Annotated in this window: 17 protein-coding genes; 8 read left to right on the top strand and 9 right to left on the bottom strand. The window is 63.7% G+C overall.

Annotation, left to right across the window (positions count from 1 at the left end; genetic code table 11):
- Window positions 1–6 precede the first annotated feature (6 nt).
- Window positions 7–1530, top strand: a complete 1524-nt coding sequence (locus AC0CMF_RS14120) for a UxaA family hydrolase (protein ID WP_374629191.1) — start codon at window positions 7–9, stop codon at window positions 1528–1530.
- Between the two features lie 193 nt (window positions 1531–1723).
- On the opposite strand, the gene lepA is transcribed toward AC0CMF_RS14120, so the two are convergent.
- Together lepA and AC0CMF_RS14110 are read right to left on the bottom strand one after the other, a co-directional pair.
- A complete protein-coding gene (gene lepA / locus AC0CMF_RS14115; RefSeq protein ID WP_122519118.1) occupies window positions 1724–3529 on the bottom strand; it encodes a translation elongation factor 4 in 1806 nt (601 codons plus the stop codon).
- Window positions 3530–3630: 101 nt separating this feature from the next.
- The gene (locus tag AC0CMF_RS14110) at window positions 3631–4557 is read right to left on the bottom strand and encodes a LysR family transcriptional regulator (protein ID WP_374629193.1); all 927 of its coding nucleotides are present in this window, start codon (window positions 4555–4557) and stop codon (window positions 3631–3633) included.
- Window positions 4558–4645: 88 nt separating this feature from the next.
- Here AC0CMF_RS14110 and AC0CMF_RS14105 point away from each other — a divergent pair, with 88 nt between their 5' ends.
- Entirely contained in the window at window positions 4646–5173 is a 528-nt protein-coding gene (locus AC0CMF_RS14105; RefSeq protein WP_374629194.1) for a GNAT family N-acetyltransferase, read from the top strand.
- Window positions 5174–5240: 67 nt separating this feature from the next.
- Here the strand turns inward: AC0CMF_RS14105 and phnE (AC0CMF_RS14100) are convergent, their stop codons facing one another.
- The 6 genes from phnE (AC0CMF_RS14100) to AC0CMF_RS14075 all read right to left on the bottom strand — a co-directional run bounded on the left by phnE (AC0CMF_RS14100) (window position 5241) and on the right by AC0CMF_RS14075 (window position 11392).
- Window positions 5241–6572, bottom strand: a complete 1332-nt coding sequence (gene phnE / locus AC0CMF_RS14100; RefSeq protein ID WP_082675870.1) for a phosphonate ABC transporter, permease protein PhnE — start codon at window positions 6570–6572, stop codon at window positions 5241–5243.
- Window position 6573: 1 nt separating this feature from the next.
- The gene (gene phnE / locus AC0CMF_RS14095; protein WP_058898169.1) at window positions 6574–7452 is read right to left on the bottom strand and encodes a phosphonate ABC transporter, permease protein PhnE; all 879 of its coding nucleotides are present in this window, start codon (window positions 7450–7452) and stop codon (window positions 6574–6576) included.
- A 77-nt stretch (window positions 7453–7529) separates the two neighbouring features.
- The gene (phnD, locus tag AC0CMF_RS14090) at window positions 7530–8429 is read right to left on the bottom strand and encodes a phosphonate ABC transporter substrate-binding protein (protein WP_374629195.1); all 900 of its coding nucleotides are present in this window, start codon (window positions 8427–8429) and stop codon (window positions 7530–7532) included.
- A gap of 64 nt (window positions 8430–8493) precedes the next feature.
- The gene (gene phnC, locus AC0CMF_RS14085) at window positions 8494–9330 is read right to left on the bottom strand and encodes a phosphonate ABC transporter ATP-binding protein (protein ID WP_050474329.1); all 837 of its coding nucleotides are present in this window, start codon (window positions 9328–9330) and stop codon (window positions 8494–8496) included.
- Window positions 9331–9606: 276 nt separating this feature from the next.
- Window positions 9607–10665: an aromatic ring-hydroxylating oxygenase subunit alpha gene (locus AC0CMF_RS14080; protein WP_186392896.1), complete on the bottom strand. Its 1059-nt coding sequence runs from the start codon at window positions 10663–10665 to the stop codon at window positions 9607–9609.
- Between the two features lie 130 nt (window positions 10666–10795).
- The gene (locus AC0CMF_RS14075) at window positions 10796–11392 is read right to left on the bottom strand and encodes a hypothetical protein (RefSeq protein WP_374629197.1); all 597 of its coding nucleotides are present in this window, start codon (window positions 11390–11392) and stop codon (window positions 10796–10798) included.
- Between the two features lie 132 nt (window positions 11393–11524).
- Here AC0CMF_RS14075 and AC0CMF_RS14070 point away from each other — a divergent pair, with 132 nt between their 5' ends.
- The 4 genes from AC0CMF_RS14070 (at window position 11525) to AC0CMF_RS14055 (ending at window position 14255) form a co-directional block, all read left to right on the top strand.
- Complete coding sequence (locus AC0CMF_RS14070; protein ID WP_050474326.1) at window positions 11525–11902, top strand: tautomerase family protein; 378 nt, start codon at window positions 11525–11527, stop codon at window positions 11900–11902.
- Window positions 11903–12126: 224 nt separating this feature from the next.
- Entirely contained in the window at window positions 12127–12945 is an 819-nt protein-coding gene (locus AC0CMF_RS14065) for a class II glutamine amidotransferase (protein WP_374629198.1), read from the top strand.
- A gap of 64 nt (window positions 12946–13009) precedes the next feature.
- The gene (locus AC0CMF_RS14060; protein WP_122519114.1) at window positions 13010–13582 is read left to right on the top strand and encodes a helix-turn-helix domain-containing protein; all 573 of its coding nucleotides are present in this window, start codon (window positions 13010–13012) and stop codon (window positions 13580–13582) included.
- Window positions 13583–13718: 136 nt separating this feature from the next.
- A complete protein-coding gene (locus AC0CMF_RS14055; protein ID WP_374629252.1) occupies window positions 13719–14255 on the top strand; it encodes a GNAT family N-acetyltransferase in 537 nt (178 codons plus the stop codon).
- A gap of 16 nt (window positions 14256–14271) precedes the next feature.
- Here AC0CMF_RS14055 and AC0CMF_RS14050 read toward each other — a convergent pair whose 3' ends face one another.
- Window positions 14272–15888, bottom strand: coding sequence for a pyruvate kinase (locus AC0CMF_RS14050; RefSeq protein WP_374629200.1), 1617 nt, complete (start codon window positions 15886–15888; stop codon window positions 14272–14274).
- A 205-nt stretch (window positions 15889–16093) separates the two neighbouring features.
- Here AC0CMF_RS14050 and AC0CMF_RS14045 point away from each other — a divergent pair, with 205 nt between their 5' ends.
- Together AC0CMF_RS14045 and mepA are read left to right on the top strand one after the other, a co-directional pair.
- Window positions 16094–17185, top strand: a complete 1092-nt coding sequence (locus tag AC0CMF_RS14045) for a patatin-like phospholipase family protein (protein ID WP_082675872.1) — start codon at window positions 16094–16096, stop codon at window positions 17183–17185.
- A gap of 147 nt (window positions 17186–17332) precedes the next feature.
- Window positions 17333–18346, top strand: coding sequence for a penicillin-insensitive murein endopeptidase (gene mepA, locus AC0CMF_RS14040; protein WP_374629203.1), 1014 nt, complete (start codon window positions 17333–17335; stop codon window positions 18344–18346).
- The last annotated feature ends 1 nt before the right edge of the window (window position 18347 follow it).

Below are 18347 nucleotides of genomic sequence, written 5' to 3'. Positions count from 1 at the left end.
CAAGCCATGAGCCAGCTGATCGTTCTTCATCCCGACGACAATGTGGGTATCGTGAAGGAGCGCCTTGCCGCAGGCAGCGATCCTCTCGGGCTGGGTGTGGCTCTCGCCACCCCCCTCACGCCGGGCCACAAGGTGGCCCTGACCGCAATCCCCACAGGAGCGGAAATCCTCAAGTTCGGCCAGATCATCGGCCGGGCAAGCAAGGACATTGCCGCGGGGGAGCACGTGCACACCCACAACTGCGCCTTCGGGGACCACGATCAGCAGTATCAGACCGGTGCCGATCTGGAGCGGGCGAAGGCTGCCGTGCCCTCGCCCGCCCCGCGCACCTTCGACGGCTATGTTCGCAAGGACGGCCGGGTTGGCACCCGCAACTTCATCGCCCTGTGTGCCACGGTGAACTGCTCTGCCACCGTGATCCGTCGGGCAGCCTTCGAGCTGGAAAACTCCGGCGTGCTCGAAGACTATCCGAATGTGGACGGCATCGTCGCCTTTGCCCATGGCACCGGCTGCGGCATGGCCTCCGAGGGGCGCGGCTTTGATATCCTGCAGCGCGTGCTGTGGGGCCATGCCACCCATCCCAATGTGGGCGCCGCCGTCTTCGTCGGCCTCGGCTGCGAGGTGATGCAGATCGCCCGCATGAAGCACACCTTCGGGGCGGAAGGGGCCGACCATTTCCACGGCCTGACCATCCAGGACACCGGCGGCACCCGTGCCACCATCGCGGCCATCAAGGCCAAGGTGCTGGAAATCCTGCCCGAGGTGAACAAGGCACAGCGCCAGCCCTGCCCTGTCTCGGCCCTGCGCATCGGCTTGCAGTGCGGCGGCTCGGACGGCCTGTCCGGCATCACCGCCAACCCTGCGCTTGGCAAGGCATCGGACATGATCGTCGGCCTTGGCGGCACGGTGATCCTGTCGGAAACGCCGGAAATCTACGGTGCCGAACAGCTGCTGCTGCGCCGTGCTGCCTCGCAGAAGGTGGCCGATGATCTCATCGGCTGCATCCGCTGGTGGGAGCATTACACCGAGATGAACGACGGCAGCATGGACAACAACCCGAGCCCCGGCAACAAGGCGGGCGGGCTGACGACCATTCTGGAAAAGTCGCTGGGCGCCGTTGCAAAGGCTGGCTCCACGCCGCTGACCGCCTTCTACGACTATGCCGCACAGGTGACCGAGCCCGGCCTCGTCTTCATGGACACCCCCGGCTATGACCCTGTCTCGGCAACGGGGCAGATTGCGGGCGGTGCGCAGCTGGTGGTCTTCACCACGGGCCGCGGCTCTGCCTTCGGCTCCAAGCCCGCACCGACCATCAAGGTGGCCACCAACGACATCCTGTTCAATGCCATGCCGGAAGACATGGACCTGAACACCGGTGACGTGCTGTCGAAAGGCATCAGCCTGGAGGCAAAGGGCGAGGAAATCCTCGACATGATCCTTGCGGTTGCCTCGGGCCAGAAGTCGAAATCCGAAGCCCTCGGCCTCGGCGACAACGAGTTCGTGCCCTGGCAGGTTGGTGCCGTGATGTAATACCAACTCTCGATGAGCTTGACTTATCGAGAGTTGGTCAAGCCCGTGCGGCGCTTGACCATTTTCAAGGCGTGATGCGTCAGCATCGAAAGCCTTGGTACAATGAAAAAGGCATAGCGCTGGCGCCATGCCTCGGAAGATCCTTGCGGACTGAAACAATACCCGGCAGAGCAGGCTCGCCGGGTATTGTGTTTCACTCGTCCATCTTCAGGGCCTTGATGAAGGCTTCCTGCGGGATCTCGACCTTGCCGAACTGGCGCATGCGCTTCTTGCCTTCCTTCTGCTTTTCCAGAAGCTTGCGCTTGCGGGTGGCGTCGCCGCCGTAGCACTTGGCGGTCACGTCCTTGCGCAGGGCGGCAAGGGTTTCGCGGGCGATCACCCGGGCGCCGATGGCAGCCTGGATCGGGATCTTGAACATGTGCCGCGGGATCAGATCCTTCAGCTTCTCGCACATGGCACGGCCACGGCGCTCGGCCTGGGAGCGGTGGATCAGCATCGACAGGGCGTCGACCGGCTCCTCGTTGACGAGGATCGACATCTTCACGAGGTCGCCCTCGCGGTAATCCGACAAGGAATAGTCGAAGGAGGCATAGCCCTTTGAGATGGACTTGAGGCGGTCGTAGAAGTCGAAGACGACTTCGTTCAGCGGCAGGTCATAGGTGACCATGGCACGCGAGCCGACATAGGCCAGATCCACCTGCACGCCGCGCCGCTCCTGGCACAGCTTCAGGATTGAGCCGAGATACTCGTCCGGCGTCATGATGTTGGCGCGGATCCACGGCTCGCGGATCTCCTGGATCTTCACCACATCCGGCATGTCCGCCGGGTTGTGCAGCTCCATCTCCGAGCCGTCGGTCAGCGTCATCTGGTAGACCACCGAAGGCGCCGTGGCGATGAGGTCGAGGTCGAACTCGCGCGACAGGCGCTCCTGGATGATTTCCAGATGCAGGAGGCCAAGGAAGCCGCAGCGGAAGCCGAAGCCCAGTGCCGCAGAGGTTTCCATCTCGAAGGAGAAGCTGGCATCGTTGAGGCGCAGCTTGCCGACGGCAGCGCGCAGATCCTCAAAGTCTCCCGCATCCACCGGGAAGAGGCCGCAGAACACCACCGGCTGCGCCGGCTTGAAGCCCGGCAGCGCCTCGGCGCAGGGCTTGCGTTCGTCGGTGATCGTGTCACCGACGCGGGTATCGGCCACTTCCTTGATGGAACCGGTCAGAACGCCAATCTCGCCGGGGCCGATCTGGTCCACCTGCAGGAACTTCGGCGTCATCACGCCGACGCGGTCCACTTCATAGGACGCATTCGTGCCCATCATGCGGATGCGCTGGCCGCGCTTCAGCGTGCCGTCGATGATGCGCACCAGCACCATCACGCCCAGATAGGGATCGTACCAGCTGTCCACCAGCATGGCCTTCAGCGGCCCGTCCCTGTCGCCCTTCGGCGCCGGCAGACGGGTGACGATGGCTTCCAGCACGTCCTCGATGCCAAGGCCGGTCTTGGCGGAGATCATCACGGCATCGGTGGCATCGATGCCGATCACTTCCTCGATCTGCTCCTTCACCCGGTCCGGCTCGGCGGCGGGCAGGTCGATCTTGTTGAGGACGGTGACGATCTCGTGGTTGTTGTCGATGGCCTGATAGACGTTGGCCAGCGTCTGGGCTTCCACGCCCTGGCTGGCATCGACCACCAGCAGCGAGCCCTCGCAGGCCGCCAGCGAGCGCGAGACTTCATAGGCGAAGTCCACGTGGCCCGGCGTGTCGATCAGGTTCAGGATATATTGCTGCCCGTCCTTGGCATTATAGACGAGGCGCACGGTCTGCGCCTTGATCGTGATGCCGCGTTCCCGCTCGATGTCCATCGAGTCAAGAACCTGATCGGTCATCTCCCGGTCCGTCAGCGTGCCCGTCATCTGGATGAGACGGTCCGCAAGCGTGGACTTGCCGTGGTCGATATGGGCCACGATGGAGAAGTTGCGAATATTGGAAATGGGCTGGCTCGTCATGGTTGCCCGTTTACCACTCCCTTTGGCTTCCGCAAAGGGGATTGCAGTGGTTGGAGCATGGGTTTCCGGCGTATTTTTTAACCCTGATGCGAAGACTTGACTCAAATCCCGGGCCGGGGCGGCAAATCACGGCGCAGGATGGTGCCGAACCGGGCTGCTTCGTCCGCAATTTCGAGGGCAAAGTCGAGCAGCATTTCCTGTTCGAGTGATTTGCGCGACTGCACCACCAGCGCGATGTCACGGGTCAGCGGCTCGAAGTCGGCGGGGCGGATTTCGACGAGACGCCCCGCCGCCAGCGACGCTTCGACCGCCGAGCGGACAAAGAAGCCGATCCCCTCTCCCGCCTCCACCAGATAGCGCCCCGGCTCCGTTGGCAGCTCCACACAGGAGGGAGCGGCGAGGGTCAGCGACGTCATCCGCGCCGGTGCGATCTGCCACCAGCGCAGATTGAGGAAGCGCGGCGCAAGGCGCAGAGCCTCCTGCATGTCCGGTGCCTCGCCGATCCGCTCCGCCACGGCAGGGGCCGCCACCAGCGGCAGATCCTCGCGCAGCACGAACAGCGGCTCCACATGGGTCAGCAGGGGATCGATGTTGGGCCAGCACATGACGGCCAGATCCACCTCACGCTCATGCAGCATGGTGGCCACATGTGTGTGGCGGCCATCGCGCACAATCACATCCACCCCGGCATGACGGCGCTGAAACCGCAGCAGCGCGCGGCTGACCAGCGGCATGATCATGGTGCTGAGCGTACCGATGGCGACACGTCCGCGCTCGGCGCGCTTGAGCGCCTCGCGCGCCTCCTGCATCACCCCCAGCATGCGCCGGCAATAGGGCAGGAAGCTGATGCCCACATCCGTCAGGCGCACATTGCGCCCGCGCAGGAACAATGACCCGCCCACCGCATCTTCCAGCGCCTTGATGCGCATGGAAACGGTCGCCTGCGTGACATTGAGCCGGGCAGCGGCGCGGGTGAAGCTGCCATCGCGCACGACACGGTCGAAGGTGTGGAGCTGATCGAAGTCCATCGATTGAATTTTCTTATGGAAGAGATAATTTCTTTTGCGTTGAGAGGGTATAGAAGACGAAAATCTAATGCAATCCGGAACCCGAGCCATGCAACTGCGCCCCGCCACTCACGAAGATCTGCCCGCCCTTCTCGACCTGCACAACACCGCCGTGCGGGAGCTTCGGGCCATCTGGACCGACCGGCTTGAAACGCTGGAGGACCGCAAGAAATGGCTGGAGGGCCGTCAGGCCGCAGGCCTGCCGGTGATCGTCGCCATCGATGAGGATGGCGGCTTGCTGGGCTACGCCAGCTATGGCCCCTTCCGTGCCAAGGAGGGCTACAACCTGACCATGGAGCACTCGATCTATGTCAGCAAGGCGGCGCAGGGCAAAGGCACCGGCAAGGCGCTTCTGGCAGAGCTGATCGAACGGGCCAAGGCCGCCGGGCTGCATACGCTGGTGGGCGCGGTGGATGCGGACAATGCCTCCTCCCTCGCCCTGCACGCCAGGTTCGGCTTCACCGAAACAGGCCGCCTGCCGCAGGTCGGCTTCAAGTTCGGCCAGTGGATGGACCTGATCTTTGTCGTCAAGGTGCTGTCAGACACCGCCGCCCCGCCGGCTGGCTCTGCAGTCTGATACCCACTCCCGGTGAGGCAGCCTCACCGGGATGTTGTAGTATTCGCCCCTGCTCACTCGCCCCAGCTCACTCGCCCTTGATCAGCTTCTTGCGCAGCCAGCCGGACAGGCTGTCCATGGCCATGACCATCAGCACGATCAGCGTCATGTAATAGGCCACCTCTTCCCAGTCGCGCTGGGTCTGGATGGCCTGCGTCAGCAGCAGGCCGATGCCGCCGCCGACGATGGCGCCGATGACCGTTGCACTGCGGGTGTTGGATTCAAGGAAATAGAGCGCCTGGCTGAGCAGCACCGGCATCACCTGCGGGATGACGCCGAAGCGGGCGCGCTGCACCGCATTGGCGCCGGTGGAGCGCACGCCCTCCACCTGTTTCTCGTCGATGTTTTCCAGCGCTTCGGAGAAGAGCTTGCCGAAGCTGCCCGTGTCCGTGATCATGATGGCCAGGGCACCGGTCATCGGCCCGGGGCCGAAGGCGCGCGACAGGATGATGGTCCAGATCAGGCCATCCACGCCGCGGATGAAGTCGAACACGCGGCGGGCGGCAAAGCGGAACGGCCCCAGCGGGTTGAAGTTACGGGCCGCAAGGAAGCTGAGCGGGAAGGCGATCAGCGCGGCACCAGCCGTGCCGAGGAAAGCCATCAGCATGGTTTCAAACATGGCCCACATCACATCCCCATGCCGCCACATGCGGTTGGTCCAGAAGTCATGCAGCATGGCCGGCGCATTGGCCAGCTCCGGATTGAGCCGCTCGCCCCACAGGGCAAGGTTCATCAGCTCAAGCGGGCCCTTGCCGTAGAAGGGGCTGTCGAGGGTGAAGAAGAACAGCTCCCAGCCCGGGAAATAGCGGAAGGTTTCCACCTTGGAGCGGGTATAGGCAAAACGCCCGGCCTTGGTCGTCACGGACACGCGGGTGTCCGAGGCATTGATCCAGTCCGGCAGCGGCTGCGGGGCCGTCAGCTTCAGGCCATTGCCTTCGGGCTGGATATCGATGACGCCATACCCCGGCACGTCATAGCGCGCCCCTGCCGCGTCATAGGTGACGACGTGGCCATCGCCCAGATCGACCACGGTCGTGGTGCCGTCACTGGTCACCCAGTCCGGCAGCATGCCTTCCGGATAGGTGCCCTTGTTTTCACCTTCGACGGCCACGGACAAGGCGCCGTTGCGGTTGTCGCGCGTCACATGCACCTTGTAGGACCAGAAATCGGCCAGCAGGATGGCCGCATTGTCCAGTCTTGCCCGCTGCGCAAGGCCCGCCAGATCGAAGGCAAAGGCCGCATAGGCGAGATAGGCCAGGATCAGCCCCGGCACCGCGAAGGCTGCGATGCGGCGGTTACGGAAGCGGGTGAGGATGGTGCTGTTGAGGTCCGCCGTCTGCGGCATGTCCATGGTGGCCATGTCAGTGTCCTTTCACCAGCCTATGACGGGCATGGTCCGACAGCCGGTCGATCAGCACGATTGTCACGAAGAGCATCAGGAAGATGGCCACCACCTCGTCGTAGCGGCCCTGGCCCCATTGCATGGCGATCTTCAGGTCATAGCCGATGCCGCCGGAGCCGACGAAGCCCAGAATGGCGGAAGCGCGGACGTTGATCTCGAAGCGCATCAACGCATAGGAGAGCCAGTTCGGCGACACCTGCGGAATGACGCCGAGCCACATCTTCTGCATCCAGGAGGCGCCCACGGAGGCGAGGCCTTCCACCGGCTTCAGATCGGCGTTTTCCGCCACTTCCGAGAAGAGCTTGCCAAGCGCGCCTGCCGTGTGCAGGGCGATGGCGATGACGGCGGGCACGGGGCCGCCGCCGAGAATGAAGACGAGCACCAGCGCCACGACGATCTCCGGAATGGCGCGCAGGGCGTCCATCATCCGGCGGAACAGCGGTACAAGACGGGGCCAGCGGGCCAGGCTGCGGGTGGCCAGCAGCGCCAGCAGCATGGCGGCCAGCGCGCCCATGAGTGTTGCCGTGGCGGCGATGTTCACCGTTTCGATCAAGGAGGCAAAATGATCGGCCATCAGGCCGGGCAGGACCGCCCGCTTGGCCCAGGCCTCAGCCAGCACTTCGGAGGGAAAGTCGAAAACCTGCGACAGGCCGTTCCAGAAGCCGCCGGCATTGCGCCCGTCGGCCATGATCCAGCCGGAGGAGAACAGCATGATGAAGAACAGCAGCAGCACGCCGCCATAAAGGCGCTTGCGCCGCGTCATCTCCAGATAGGCTTCATGATGCGAGGCAACGCCCTTGCGGCTGCCGCCATCAGCTCCGTACGCGAGATTGGTCATGGTGCCCTGAAATGGTGCCCTGAAAAATGCGAGTGCCGGGCTCCATCACTGGAGCCCGGCATGGATATGCGGAAGGCTTACTTGGCTTCCTGCAGCTTGCGGGCTGCGATGATGCCGAGGTAGGCATCATGGGTCACCGGCACCAGATCCTGGGCGTCGCCATGCGACAGGGCATAGGCGCACTTGGGATCATCCTGCCACATGGTGTCGGCAATGGCGGTGACCTTGGCCTTCACGTCGTCCGGCAGAGCCTTGCGGATCACGAAGGGGCCTTCCGGGATCAGCTTGGACTTCCAGATCTCGACGAGATCGTTCATGTCCACGATGCCGGCGTCAGCTGCCTTGCGGAAGGCGCCGGAGTTGTAGCCGTCGTCCCATTCGCCAAGGCCGTCGGCCCAGCTCACAGCGGCATCAAAGTCGCCATTGGCGACGCCAACGATGGACTGCTCATGGCCGCCGGAGAAACGCACTTCACCGAAGTACTGGTCCAGCTTGCCATAGGTGTCCTGCAGCTCTGCGCCCGGGACCAGATAGCCGGAGGTGGAGTTCGGATCGGCGAAGGCAAAGCGCTTGCCCTTGGCGTCTTCGATCGAGGTAATGCCGCTGTCCTTGCGGGCAAAACCGATCGAGTAGTAGCCGGTGGAGCCGTCGAGATTCTGCTTGGTCAGAACCGGCTCAACGGCTTCAGCGTTGGTCAGGTAGATCTTGGCATAGGCCGAAGCGCCGAGGCCGGCGAAGTCGATCGAACCGCCGAGCATGCCCTGGATCACGCCGTCATAGTCGGCCGGGGTGAAGAGCTTGACCGGAACGCCGAGGGCTTCTTCCACCTTGACGCGGAAGCACTCGTTCGAGGTCATGCGGTCCTGGGCGTTTTCACCGCCGAGGATGCCGATGTTGAACTGGGTGATCTTTTCCTGCGCACCGGCAACGGTGGTGCAGGCAAGCGAGAGGGCAGTCGCCAGAAGCAGCTTCTTCATGAGAACTCCATTTTCACAGAATAGGGGCCTGAACCGGCTTGGGTCCGGTTTCAGGCCGGGACCGTCAGGACACCATCGCGGCGGCGTAGGCGGGCTGGGACCACGCCGGGTCGTCAGCCTTTGCATCCGCCGGAATGCTTGTGGAGGTGGCAGCTTCGTTGAAGCTGTCATCGGCTCCGTAAATCTCGCGGGCAACGCTGGTCGTCAGTTCGTCCGCCGTGCCGTCAAACACCACTTCGCCGTCGCGCATGCCGATCACCCGGTCGCAGTAGCGCCGCGCGGTGTCGAGCGTGTGCAGGTTGGCGATCACCATGCGGCCGTCTTCCACGTTGATCTTCTTCAGCGTGTCCATGACGATCTGCGCATTCATGGGATCAAGGCTGGCGATCGGCTCGTCAGCCAGAATGATCTTCGGATCCTGCATCAGGGCGCGGGCAATGGCGACGCGCTGCTGCTGGCCGCCGGAGAGAGCCTCCGCCCGCTTCGGCGCCTGCTCGGCGATGCCAAGCCGGTCCAGAATTTCGAGCGCCTTGAGAATATCGGCGCGGGACCAGAGGCTGAACATCGTCTCGATCGTGGAGCGGCGGTTCAGGATGCCGTGCAGCACGTTGGAGGCCACATCCATGCGCGGCACCAGGTTGAACTGCTGGAAGATCATGGCGCACTGGGACTGCCAGGCCCGCGAGGCCGCCCCCTTCAGCGCCAGGATGTTGCGGCCCTCAACCAGGATTTCACCGGCACTGGCATCCGTCAGGCGGTTCATCATGCGCAGGAACGTCGACTTGCCCGCTCCGGACCGGCCGATGATGCCGACGAAGGCGGGACCGGTGACTTCGAAACTGATCCGGTTCACAGCGGCCTTCTGACCGAACAGACGCGTTACTTCCCTGACTTCCAGCATTGGCCACCCCTTTTTGCTCGGCGTAACCTAGTGCTCCTGTGTGACAGTTTCTTGTAGGAAGCATGAAGATCATGCGAATAGATTTAGCCAGTTATCTTTTTCATTATTTTATGCAGCAATATGCTGAAATAAAAAGAGAAATCCTGAAGGGTTTATTCTTCGGCTAAATATCAACCCTGCACTGCGCTGTTCAGATGACCTGCAGGCGTTCACAAAAATCCCGGCCTTCGGGGGAGGGCCGGGAGGTTGATGACAAGGCAGGCTGTGGCAGACGTTTCAGCTCATCCAGCGCAGCTCACGGCCACGCACCGGATTGACGAATGCGCGCCCTTCGGCCTGTGAGGCGGACCATTCCCGCTTCAGCTGCATCCACCAGCGCCCTTGCGTATCTGCATCATTGATCAGCATGAGCTTGGGATTGTACTCCAGCCCCTCACGCTGCTGGATGACGACGCGGCGGTCCTGACCGAGGAAGACATTCATCAGGTGGCGGATCAGCGGCTTGAACGGCCCGATCCAGCCCATGCTGGCCCAGAACATCTGCCGCACTTCCGTCTCGTCCTCGCTCACCGGGGTGATGGTGGTCAGGCCGACGACGGAGTGCTTCGAGCCCTTGATATGCTCGATGCGCAGGCCCGGCAGCATGTAGCGGATTTCCGTGGTCACATCATCGCCCAGCAGCTTGTAGGCAATGTTCTGCGGCGGCAGCTTGTGGCGCACCATGGCCCAGCCCAGTTCGGACGGCTCGAACAGCTTGCGCTTGGGACGCAGCTTCGCAGCGTTCTTCTTGAACCACCAGGAGGTATGCACGAAGGCCGCGTGGGTGGGGTCCATCAGGCCGAGGGCCGCATGGTCCACCGAACAGACGAAGTGCTGCATGATGTGCAGGGCCGGGCCCTGCTCCACCGCAAAGTCCGGCAGCATCGGCGGCTGCGGCTGACGGCCTTCCGCCGGGCTTTCGCCATTGGCGGCGAAATAGACCCAGATCAGCCCCTGCTGCTCCACCACTGGATAGGCGCCGCAGGTGATCTTGGAAAAGTCGATGGTCTGGTCTTCGTGGGTGGAGGGAATATCGACGCAGACGCCATCCGTATCAAAGCGCCAGCCGTGATAGCAGCATTGCACGGTCTCGCCGTCGAACTTGCCGTGGCGCAGGGGGATGCCCCGGTGCGGGCAGATGTCGCGCAGGGCGAACACCTTGCCGGCCTTGTCCCGGCCCAGCAGCACCATGTCACCCATCAGCTTCTTGCCGGTCATCGCACCGGGTTTGATCTCCGCACCCGGACAGGCCACGTACCACAGACCGCGCAGAAGTTCCGCCTTGAGATTATCCACCTGAAGTCACCCTGAAACCGGCCGCCGAAGCCTCTTTTGTCCGGGTGTACCCGAGCAGGACGGCAGGCTCAAGGCTTCGATGCAGCGGCCCGGTCCGCAGCATTACGGATGCTGGCCGGACAGGAAGGCCTCAGGCGGCGCTGGAGAGAAGCGTGCCGATCTGTTCGCGCGTGCCGGCATAGAGCGAGGAAACCGACGCGCTCTGGTAGCTGGAGGACACGCCATTGCCGCTGACATTGATGCTGCCTGCGCTGGCGGAACGGGCCGAAAGGCCGGTCGCGCTGTCATAGGAAACGCGGTCATAGGACACGAAGGAGGCAGAAATCTTCTGACCGCCGATCTCGCCTTCGATCAGTGTCTCCGTAATGGTTGCGCTTTCGTAGGCAACCGACGCGGAACCGGAGCTGCCGCTCGCATTTTCACCGATGGCCGAACGGATCTTGTTAGCGGTATCCGTATAATCTTCAATGCTGGCGAGAGATTTCTTCCCGCTTTCCTTTTCGTCAGTTTTGCCCTTCTGCGCAGCGTCGCGCAGGGCATTGATGACGACAGCATCTTCTTCAGCTTTTTTGGCTGCAGCTTCCAGAAGAGAAGTACTTGCGCTATCTTTGGTTGAAGGTCCGGAGCCAGCCTTGCCTGCCGCCGGGTTGCCGGACGCACCAGCGGAGGACTGGGTCACGGAAAGCAGGCTGGCGGAGGTTGTCGTCGTCTGGATCGAAAGCTGCATTCCGGGCTCCATCCTGGGCTGCGGGCGGCGAATCTGAAGTGGAGTTTCGGGGGAAAAGATTAACGCATCATTAACCAATCTTTCGGGGGCTGGGGGGCCGGGCCGGGGAGGATTGAAACGGAGGAAACGATTATGCCGGTCACACAGATCTTCTCGCTTCCCGGCCGCAGCGCCGAGGAAAAACAGCTCATCATGGAATGCATCCATGAGGCGCTGATGACCCGCTTCGACATCCCTCATGACGACCAGTACATGGTCTTCAATGAAAAGACGCGGGAGGACTTCTTCTTTGGCTCGTTCCCCGAGATGGAGCGCAGTGATGCCTTTCTGCTGATCCAGATCACCGTCAGCAACACCCGCAGCGTCGAGATGAAGAAGAACCTCTACAAGGCCATCTGCGACAAGCTCGGCCGCAAGGCCGGCGTCCTGCATGACGATGTGATGGTCTCCCTCATCGAAGTGCCGCGTGACTGCTGGTCCTTCGGCCGGGGCATTGCGCAATACACCTGACCCATTCCGCTCTGGAACGCGCGGCCCAATCTCCCCGCGGGGGCGAAAAATATCGAAGTGTTAATGCTTGGGTGGGACGATTCCCCAGGATAGGACGGATCCTGACGGAAAATCCGTATCCAATCCCGGCTCACTGTCCTTAATCTTGCCGGGATTGGAAGGTTGCTTCGCTGGCTGCCGCCCACTCCCTCCCTGTCGCAACAGTTTGCAGGTCGCCCCCAACCATGTGCCGTCTGGCTGCCTATCTCGGAACCGAGATCCCGCTCGAAAACATCATTGCCAAGCCCCGGCATTCCCTGCTCGTGCAGAGCCTGGATGCGCAGGAGGCAAAGCTCAGGGTCAATGGCGACGGGTTCGGCATTGCCTGGTATGGCCATGCAGCAGAGCCGGGCTTGTTCAAGGACGTGCTGCCGGCTTGGGCCGACACCAATCTGCAGAGCATCTGCCGGCTGGTGACGTCGCGGCTGTTTCTGGCGCATGTGCGCGCAGCGACGACAGGAGCGACGTCACGGGACAATTGCCATCCCTTCGCCCATGGCCGCTGGGCCTTCATGCACAATGGCAACATCGGTGATTTCGCCCGCATCCGCCGCGAGATGGAAATGCTCATCAATGAGGATTTCTACGCGCTGCGCCGTGGCACGACGGATTCCGAACTCTTCTTCCTGCTGCTCCTGACCAACGGCCTGGAGGAGAACCCGCGTGCCGCGCTGGATCTGACGCTCTCGCAGGTGCTGGATATTGCGGGCCGCCGCACTACCGGCGAAAAGCCCATCCGGCTCACCTGTGTCTTCACCGAAGGCACGGAGCTTTTCGCCTTCCGCTACGCCGATGATGCGGCTGCGCCCACGCTTTACATCTCCGAATGCCTGGACCACGGCGGCCGCGCCTTTGCCTCGGAGCCGCTGGAAGGCGCCTGCGCGCGCTGGCGTCCGGTGGAACAGGGCCACCTTTACCGCCTGTCCGCGACCGGTGTTGAGCAAACGCCGCTGGCCGTGCCCCTGAGCGGCACGGCAGAGCGCGTTCTGGAAGCGGCCTGCTGAGTTTTTTCCGACCTGCCCTCATCCTCGCTTGACTATTTTCCATATTTGGGATTTAATCCCAAATATGGAAAACAAGAAATCAGACCAGGCCGAACTTGATCAGCAGATTGCCCAGCGCCTGCGCCAATTGCGCCAGGAAAAGGGGCTTTCGCTTGATCAGCTGGCGGCCCTCAGCGGCGTCAGCCGCGCCACCCTGTCACGGCTGGAAAATGCCGAAGTCAGCCCGACCACGGCCGTTCTGGCCAAGCTCTGCACCGCGCATGGGCTGACCCTGTCGCGGCTGATGCAGATGGCGGAGGATGCCTTTCCCGCCGTGGTGCGGCGGGAGGCCCAGCCCGTCTGGACCGATCCGGAAACCGGCCACCGCCGCCGTGTCATCTCTCCCCCCACCAGCGCGCTGTCGGGTGAGGTGCTGGAGTCCGTTCTGCCGCCCGGCACATCCATCACCTATGAGGCCCCTCCCCGTCCCGGCCTTGAGCACCATCTGGTGATGCTGGATGGCAAGCTGACCGTGACACTCGAAGGCGAGGCGCATGAGCTTGCGCCGGGGGACTGCCTGCGGTTCCAGCTCTATGGCGGCAACAGCTTCGAAACACCGGCAGAGACCGGCGCCTGCTACCTGATTTTCATGGTTTGAGACCAACTCCCGATGAGCTTGACTCATCGGGAGTTGGTCAAGCCCGTGCGGCACCTGAGCAATTTCAAGGCGTGATGCGCCAGCATCGAAAGCCTTGGTACAAGCCCCCCTACGTAGGAGATCTTCCTTGTCCGGTATGACCCTTGACCTGCGCCGTAGCCCGGCGCAGCTGGATGATGCATGCCTTGATGGCCTTGCAGACGTGCTTTTCGGCTGCGTCAGCGGCGGGGCCAGCGTCAGCTTTGTGGAACCCTTCACGCGGGAGGACGCCCGCCGTTTCTTTGAACAGAAGGTGGCCCCGTCCGTCGCCAGCGGCGACAGTGATCTGCTGCTGGCCGTTGTGGAGGGCCGCATTGCCGGAACGGTGCAGCTAGCCTGCGACACCCCGCCCAACCAGCCGCACCGGGCCGATGTGCGCAAGCTGCTGGTTCATCCGGACTTCCGCCGCCGTGGCATCGCAGAAGCCCTGATGCATGAGGTGGAGCGGCTGGCCCGCGAGCGGGGCCGCAGCTTGCTCACCCTCGATACCCGCGAGGGCGATTCCGCCGAACAGCTCTACCTCAAGCTCGGCTACCAGATCCTCGGCCGCATTCCCGCCTATGCCAATCACCCGCAGAGCGGTGAGCCGGAGGGCTGCACCTTCTTCTACAAGGTGCTGGCGTCTCCAGGCTGATAACCCAAGGTGAAGCCTACCAGCTCTGCAGGCTGCGCAGCAGGTGGGCCTTCTTGTGCATGTGCCCGCCCATGCGCGTCAGCAGGCCTTCCAGCACGGCAATGCCCCGGAAGAGATGCGGGCCCTTGTTGAGCATGACGCATTCGGCACGTGCCGCCATGGCGGCGTCGGTCATTTCCCCGCGCGAGGCGATCCCGGTCTTCATCAGGCTCTCCATCACCTGCGTCGCCCAGATCACCGGCACATGCGCGGCTTCGCAGAGCCAGAGGATTTCCTCCTGCATCTCTGCCAGCCGGGCAAAGCCGATTTCCACCGCAAGGTCGCCGCGGGCAATCATCACGGCGGTGGGCTGGCGCCCGGCAGCGCGCACCAGCATGTCCGGCAGGTTGCGCACGGCGCGGCGGGTCTCGATCTTCAGGACAAGGCCGATGCTGCGCCAGTCTTCCGGGCGTTCCCGGGCAAGCGCTGCCTGCAGCTCTTCCACGTCTTCCGGGGTCTGCACGAAGGAGAACTCCACCCCGTCTGCATGGCGCGCGACGAAGGGCAGCAATTCCCGGTCATCGGCGGTCAGGGCCGGCACCAGCACATCGCTGTCGGGGAAGTTGATGCCCTTCTCGGGCTTCAGCTTGTAGCCTTCGATTTCAGGACCGGTGTCGATGCCCAGCACCAGCCCCCAGTCCTGTGCCGACAGAACGGTTGCGGCCAGCTTGCCGTCATCGATGAAGACACGGTGCCCCGGCTCGGCCGCTTCCAGGGCCTGACCCAGCTCGCATTCGATCGCCGGCAGCTTGCGCGGCGCCGCGTCAAGGTGGCCCGGACGCACCACAGCCAGTTCACTTTCCGGGAAGACCCGGCTGCCGTTCTTGCCTTTCTTCAGGGCCCCGGTGCGGATTTTCGGGCCCGGCAGATCCATCATCACCTTCATCCGGCGGCCGGTGGCATGGGCGGCGGCCTCCACATGGGCGATCATCGAAGCCCAGGCGCTTTCCCCGTCATGGGCGCAGTTGATGCGCACCGCTTCCACACCAAGATTAGCCAGCTTAATAAAGAAGGAGGGATCACCGGCAGCTTCACCCGGAACCGTGACGAGCAGCCGTGCCGGGCGCGTTTCCTGCAAGGCGCCCAGCAGAGCATCGGCCCTTTCCCGGATGCGCTCCTCACCGGCGAAGAAGTGTTCAACCTGCGCCGCGGAAGAGGCGGATGCCGCCAGCCCCTGTCCCGTGGCAGCGCCCAGCAGGCGCTCCACCGCATGGAGCGTTGGCATCACGCGGCTCTCCGCCCGGCCGAGGGAGGACAGGCCCGCCGCCATCAGCCGCCTTTGCAGCGAGCGCAGATCCCTGTGCCGCAGGGCAAGATAATGCGAGAGGTTCGCCGCGCTCGGGGCAAATTCCGGCGTCTCCACCCAGCCGTCCCAACGCGTGGCCAGTGCAGCGCCATCTGCGGCGACGGAGGCGGCAAGCTGGGCCACATCTGCCTGCAACTCCACCAGTGCAGGATCTGCGGGCGGCACCGTGCCCTCTGACGCCTTCGGCTTTGACGCCGCAGGCTTGCGTGTCCGGGCCGGGCTCTTGCGGGCAGTTGCAGGCTTTGCATCAGCGGCAGAATTTACGGCGGTCATATCATGCTCATCCATGGCGCACCTCCGCCGTTTTGGTAGCATCCGCCCATGACAGAACCTTGACCTTGCGCAAGCGGCACGGAAAACACGCCGTCTTCCGCCTTCCCTTCGTCGCAATCCTCGTCAACACTCATTGCCGGGTACGGGACAGCGCCCGGCAGTGATCTTCACTCGGGGGAGAGGGATCTGTTGGCCGGGGAGAAGACCAAGGAGGCCTGCGGTGAGCAGAAAGGCGAAGCATTTCATCCTGTCCATGGACGGCGGCGGAATCAGAGGCATCATCCCCTTGCGGATTCTCGAGGCTCTCGATGGGCGCCTGCGCCGTGCGGGCGTGACCCGGCCCCTGCACCAGATTTTCAGCCTGATTTGCGGCACCTCTGCCAGCGGCCTTGTTGCAGCGGCCCTTGCCGCACCGCGCAACGGCGGCGCCGGGGGAGAAGCGGCGGGCACCCTGTCGGACCTGCGCCATTTCTTCGAGGTCGAGGCGCGCGAGCTGTTCACCTATAGCTTCAGCAAGCGCCTTGGCCGCTTTGTCACCAACCCGCTTGGCCTCTTCGACGAGCGCTATGATGCCCGCCCGCTGGAGCGGATGCTCAAGGACCGGTTCGGCTGGACCTCCATGGCCAGCGCCCTCACCCATGTGATGCTGCCGGCCTATGACATCGAACGGCGCAATCTGGTGATGATGTCCAGCGCGCCGGGGACCGATGGGGCGCGGCCGGATGATTATTACTTCTGGGAAGCGGTGCGCGCCTCCATGGCCGAGCCGTCGTTCTTTGAGCCTGCCCGCATCGACAATCTCACCCGGGGCTGCAACGAGGCGATGATCAGCGGCTCGGCCATGCTCGGCAATCCGGCGCTGGCCGCCTATGCGCAGGCCCGCCGCATGGGCTGGGCTGCAGAAGATATCGTGGTGATCTCGCTGGGCACCGGCCATGCCGGCGGACGGGCCTTCGAATTCGGGCCTGCCTGCCGCTGGGGCGCGCTCGGCTGGATGCTGCCGTCGAACGGCGCACCGCTGCTCTCGGTGCTGCAGGACGGGCATGCGGCCGCCACCGCCGGTCTGGCGGAACAGGTTTTCGCCGATCTCGACGGCCCCGCCTATTACCGCTTTGACGGCGAGCTGCCGCCGGAGGCCGAGGAGATGGACAATGGCCGGCCTGGCAATCTCATCCTGCTCAACGGCGCGGCCGACCGGATCATCCGCGATCAGACGCTGGTGCTGGATGAACTGGCGGCACTGATTGCAGCCAGCTACGAAGAGGCTGAGGAGGCCGGCACGACTGCCGGAAAGGAGCGGGAAGCAGCCTGAAAGGGGGCTGAAAAGGCGCATGAAGGACAGGCCCGAAAGCGGCCGCTGACATGTCCGTGATCGCGGCAGCCTTGCCCTCAGCGCCCGACTCTGTTGAGATTCAAAGGGCACGGGCCATCATGGCCCGCGCCACGGATTTCAGTGCTCATGGCTTATCGTTCCTGTGTTCCCCGGCCAACTGCGGCCCGGCGCCTTGCCTTCGCCCTCGCTGCTTTGGGGCTTTCCGGCCTGTTTGATGCTGCCCAGGTGGTGGAAGCCTCCGGCACGCCTGTGGCAAAGCCGGCCGCACGCGAGGCGGCGGCGTCACGGCAGCCGCGCAATCTGGATCCCAATGCTCCGGCCAAGGATTATTTCGGCGCCATGAGAGACCCGGCGCCGCTCGCCTCCCGCGCCATCGGCTCTTACGCCAAGGGCTGCCTTGCCGGGGCCTCGGCCCTGCCCATCAATGGCCCCTCCTGGCAGGTCATGCGCCTGTCGCGCAACCGCAACTGGGGCCATCCGGCCCTGATCAGCTTTCTGGAAGACTTCGCGACGAAGGCCCCGAAAGTGGGCTGGCGCGGGCTGCTGGTGGGCGATCTGTCCCAGCCGCGCGGCGGACCGATGACCTCCGGCCACTCCAGCCACCAGATCGGGCTGGATGCGGATATCTGGCTGACGCCGATGCCGGACCGGGTCTTGAGCCGGGACGAGCGGGAGAACATTTCCGCCATCTCCATGGTCAAGCAGCCGCAGGATGTGGCAGGTGCAGACCGCAGCGTGGACCCGCGGCGCTGGACCGATACTCATGCGGCGCTGATCCGCCTTGCAGCGAAAGACCAGCGGGTTGCACGGATCTTCGTCAATCCGGCAATCAAGAAGGCCCTGTGCCAGTTCGAAACCGGCGACCGGGCCTGGCTGCGCAAGGTACGGCCCTGGTGGGGCCACGACTATCATTTCCACGTGCGCATGTCCTGCCCGGCGGGCAGCGTGGGCTGTGCCGATCAGGACGAGCCGCCGCAGGGCGACGGCTGCGGCACGGAACTGGCGTCCTGGCTGGCGGATGGCCCGTGGGTGCCGAAGATCGACCCGGAAACCGGCAAGCCGCCTCCCGTACAGAAGAAACGCCCGCTGGCCCTTGCCGCCCTGCCGAAGACCTGCGGCGAGGTTCTGACCGCACGGTGAA

The sequence above is a fragment of the Pannonibacter sp. CBAS1226 genome (assembly GCF_055685825.1).
Note: the sequence above shows the minus strand (reverse complement) of the source record. Positions and strands in the feature narration are given on the sequence as shown.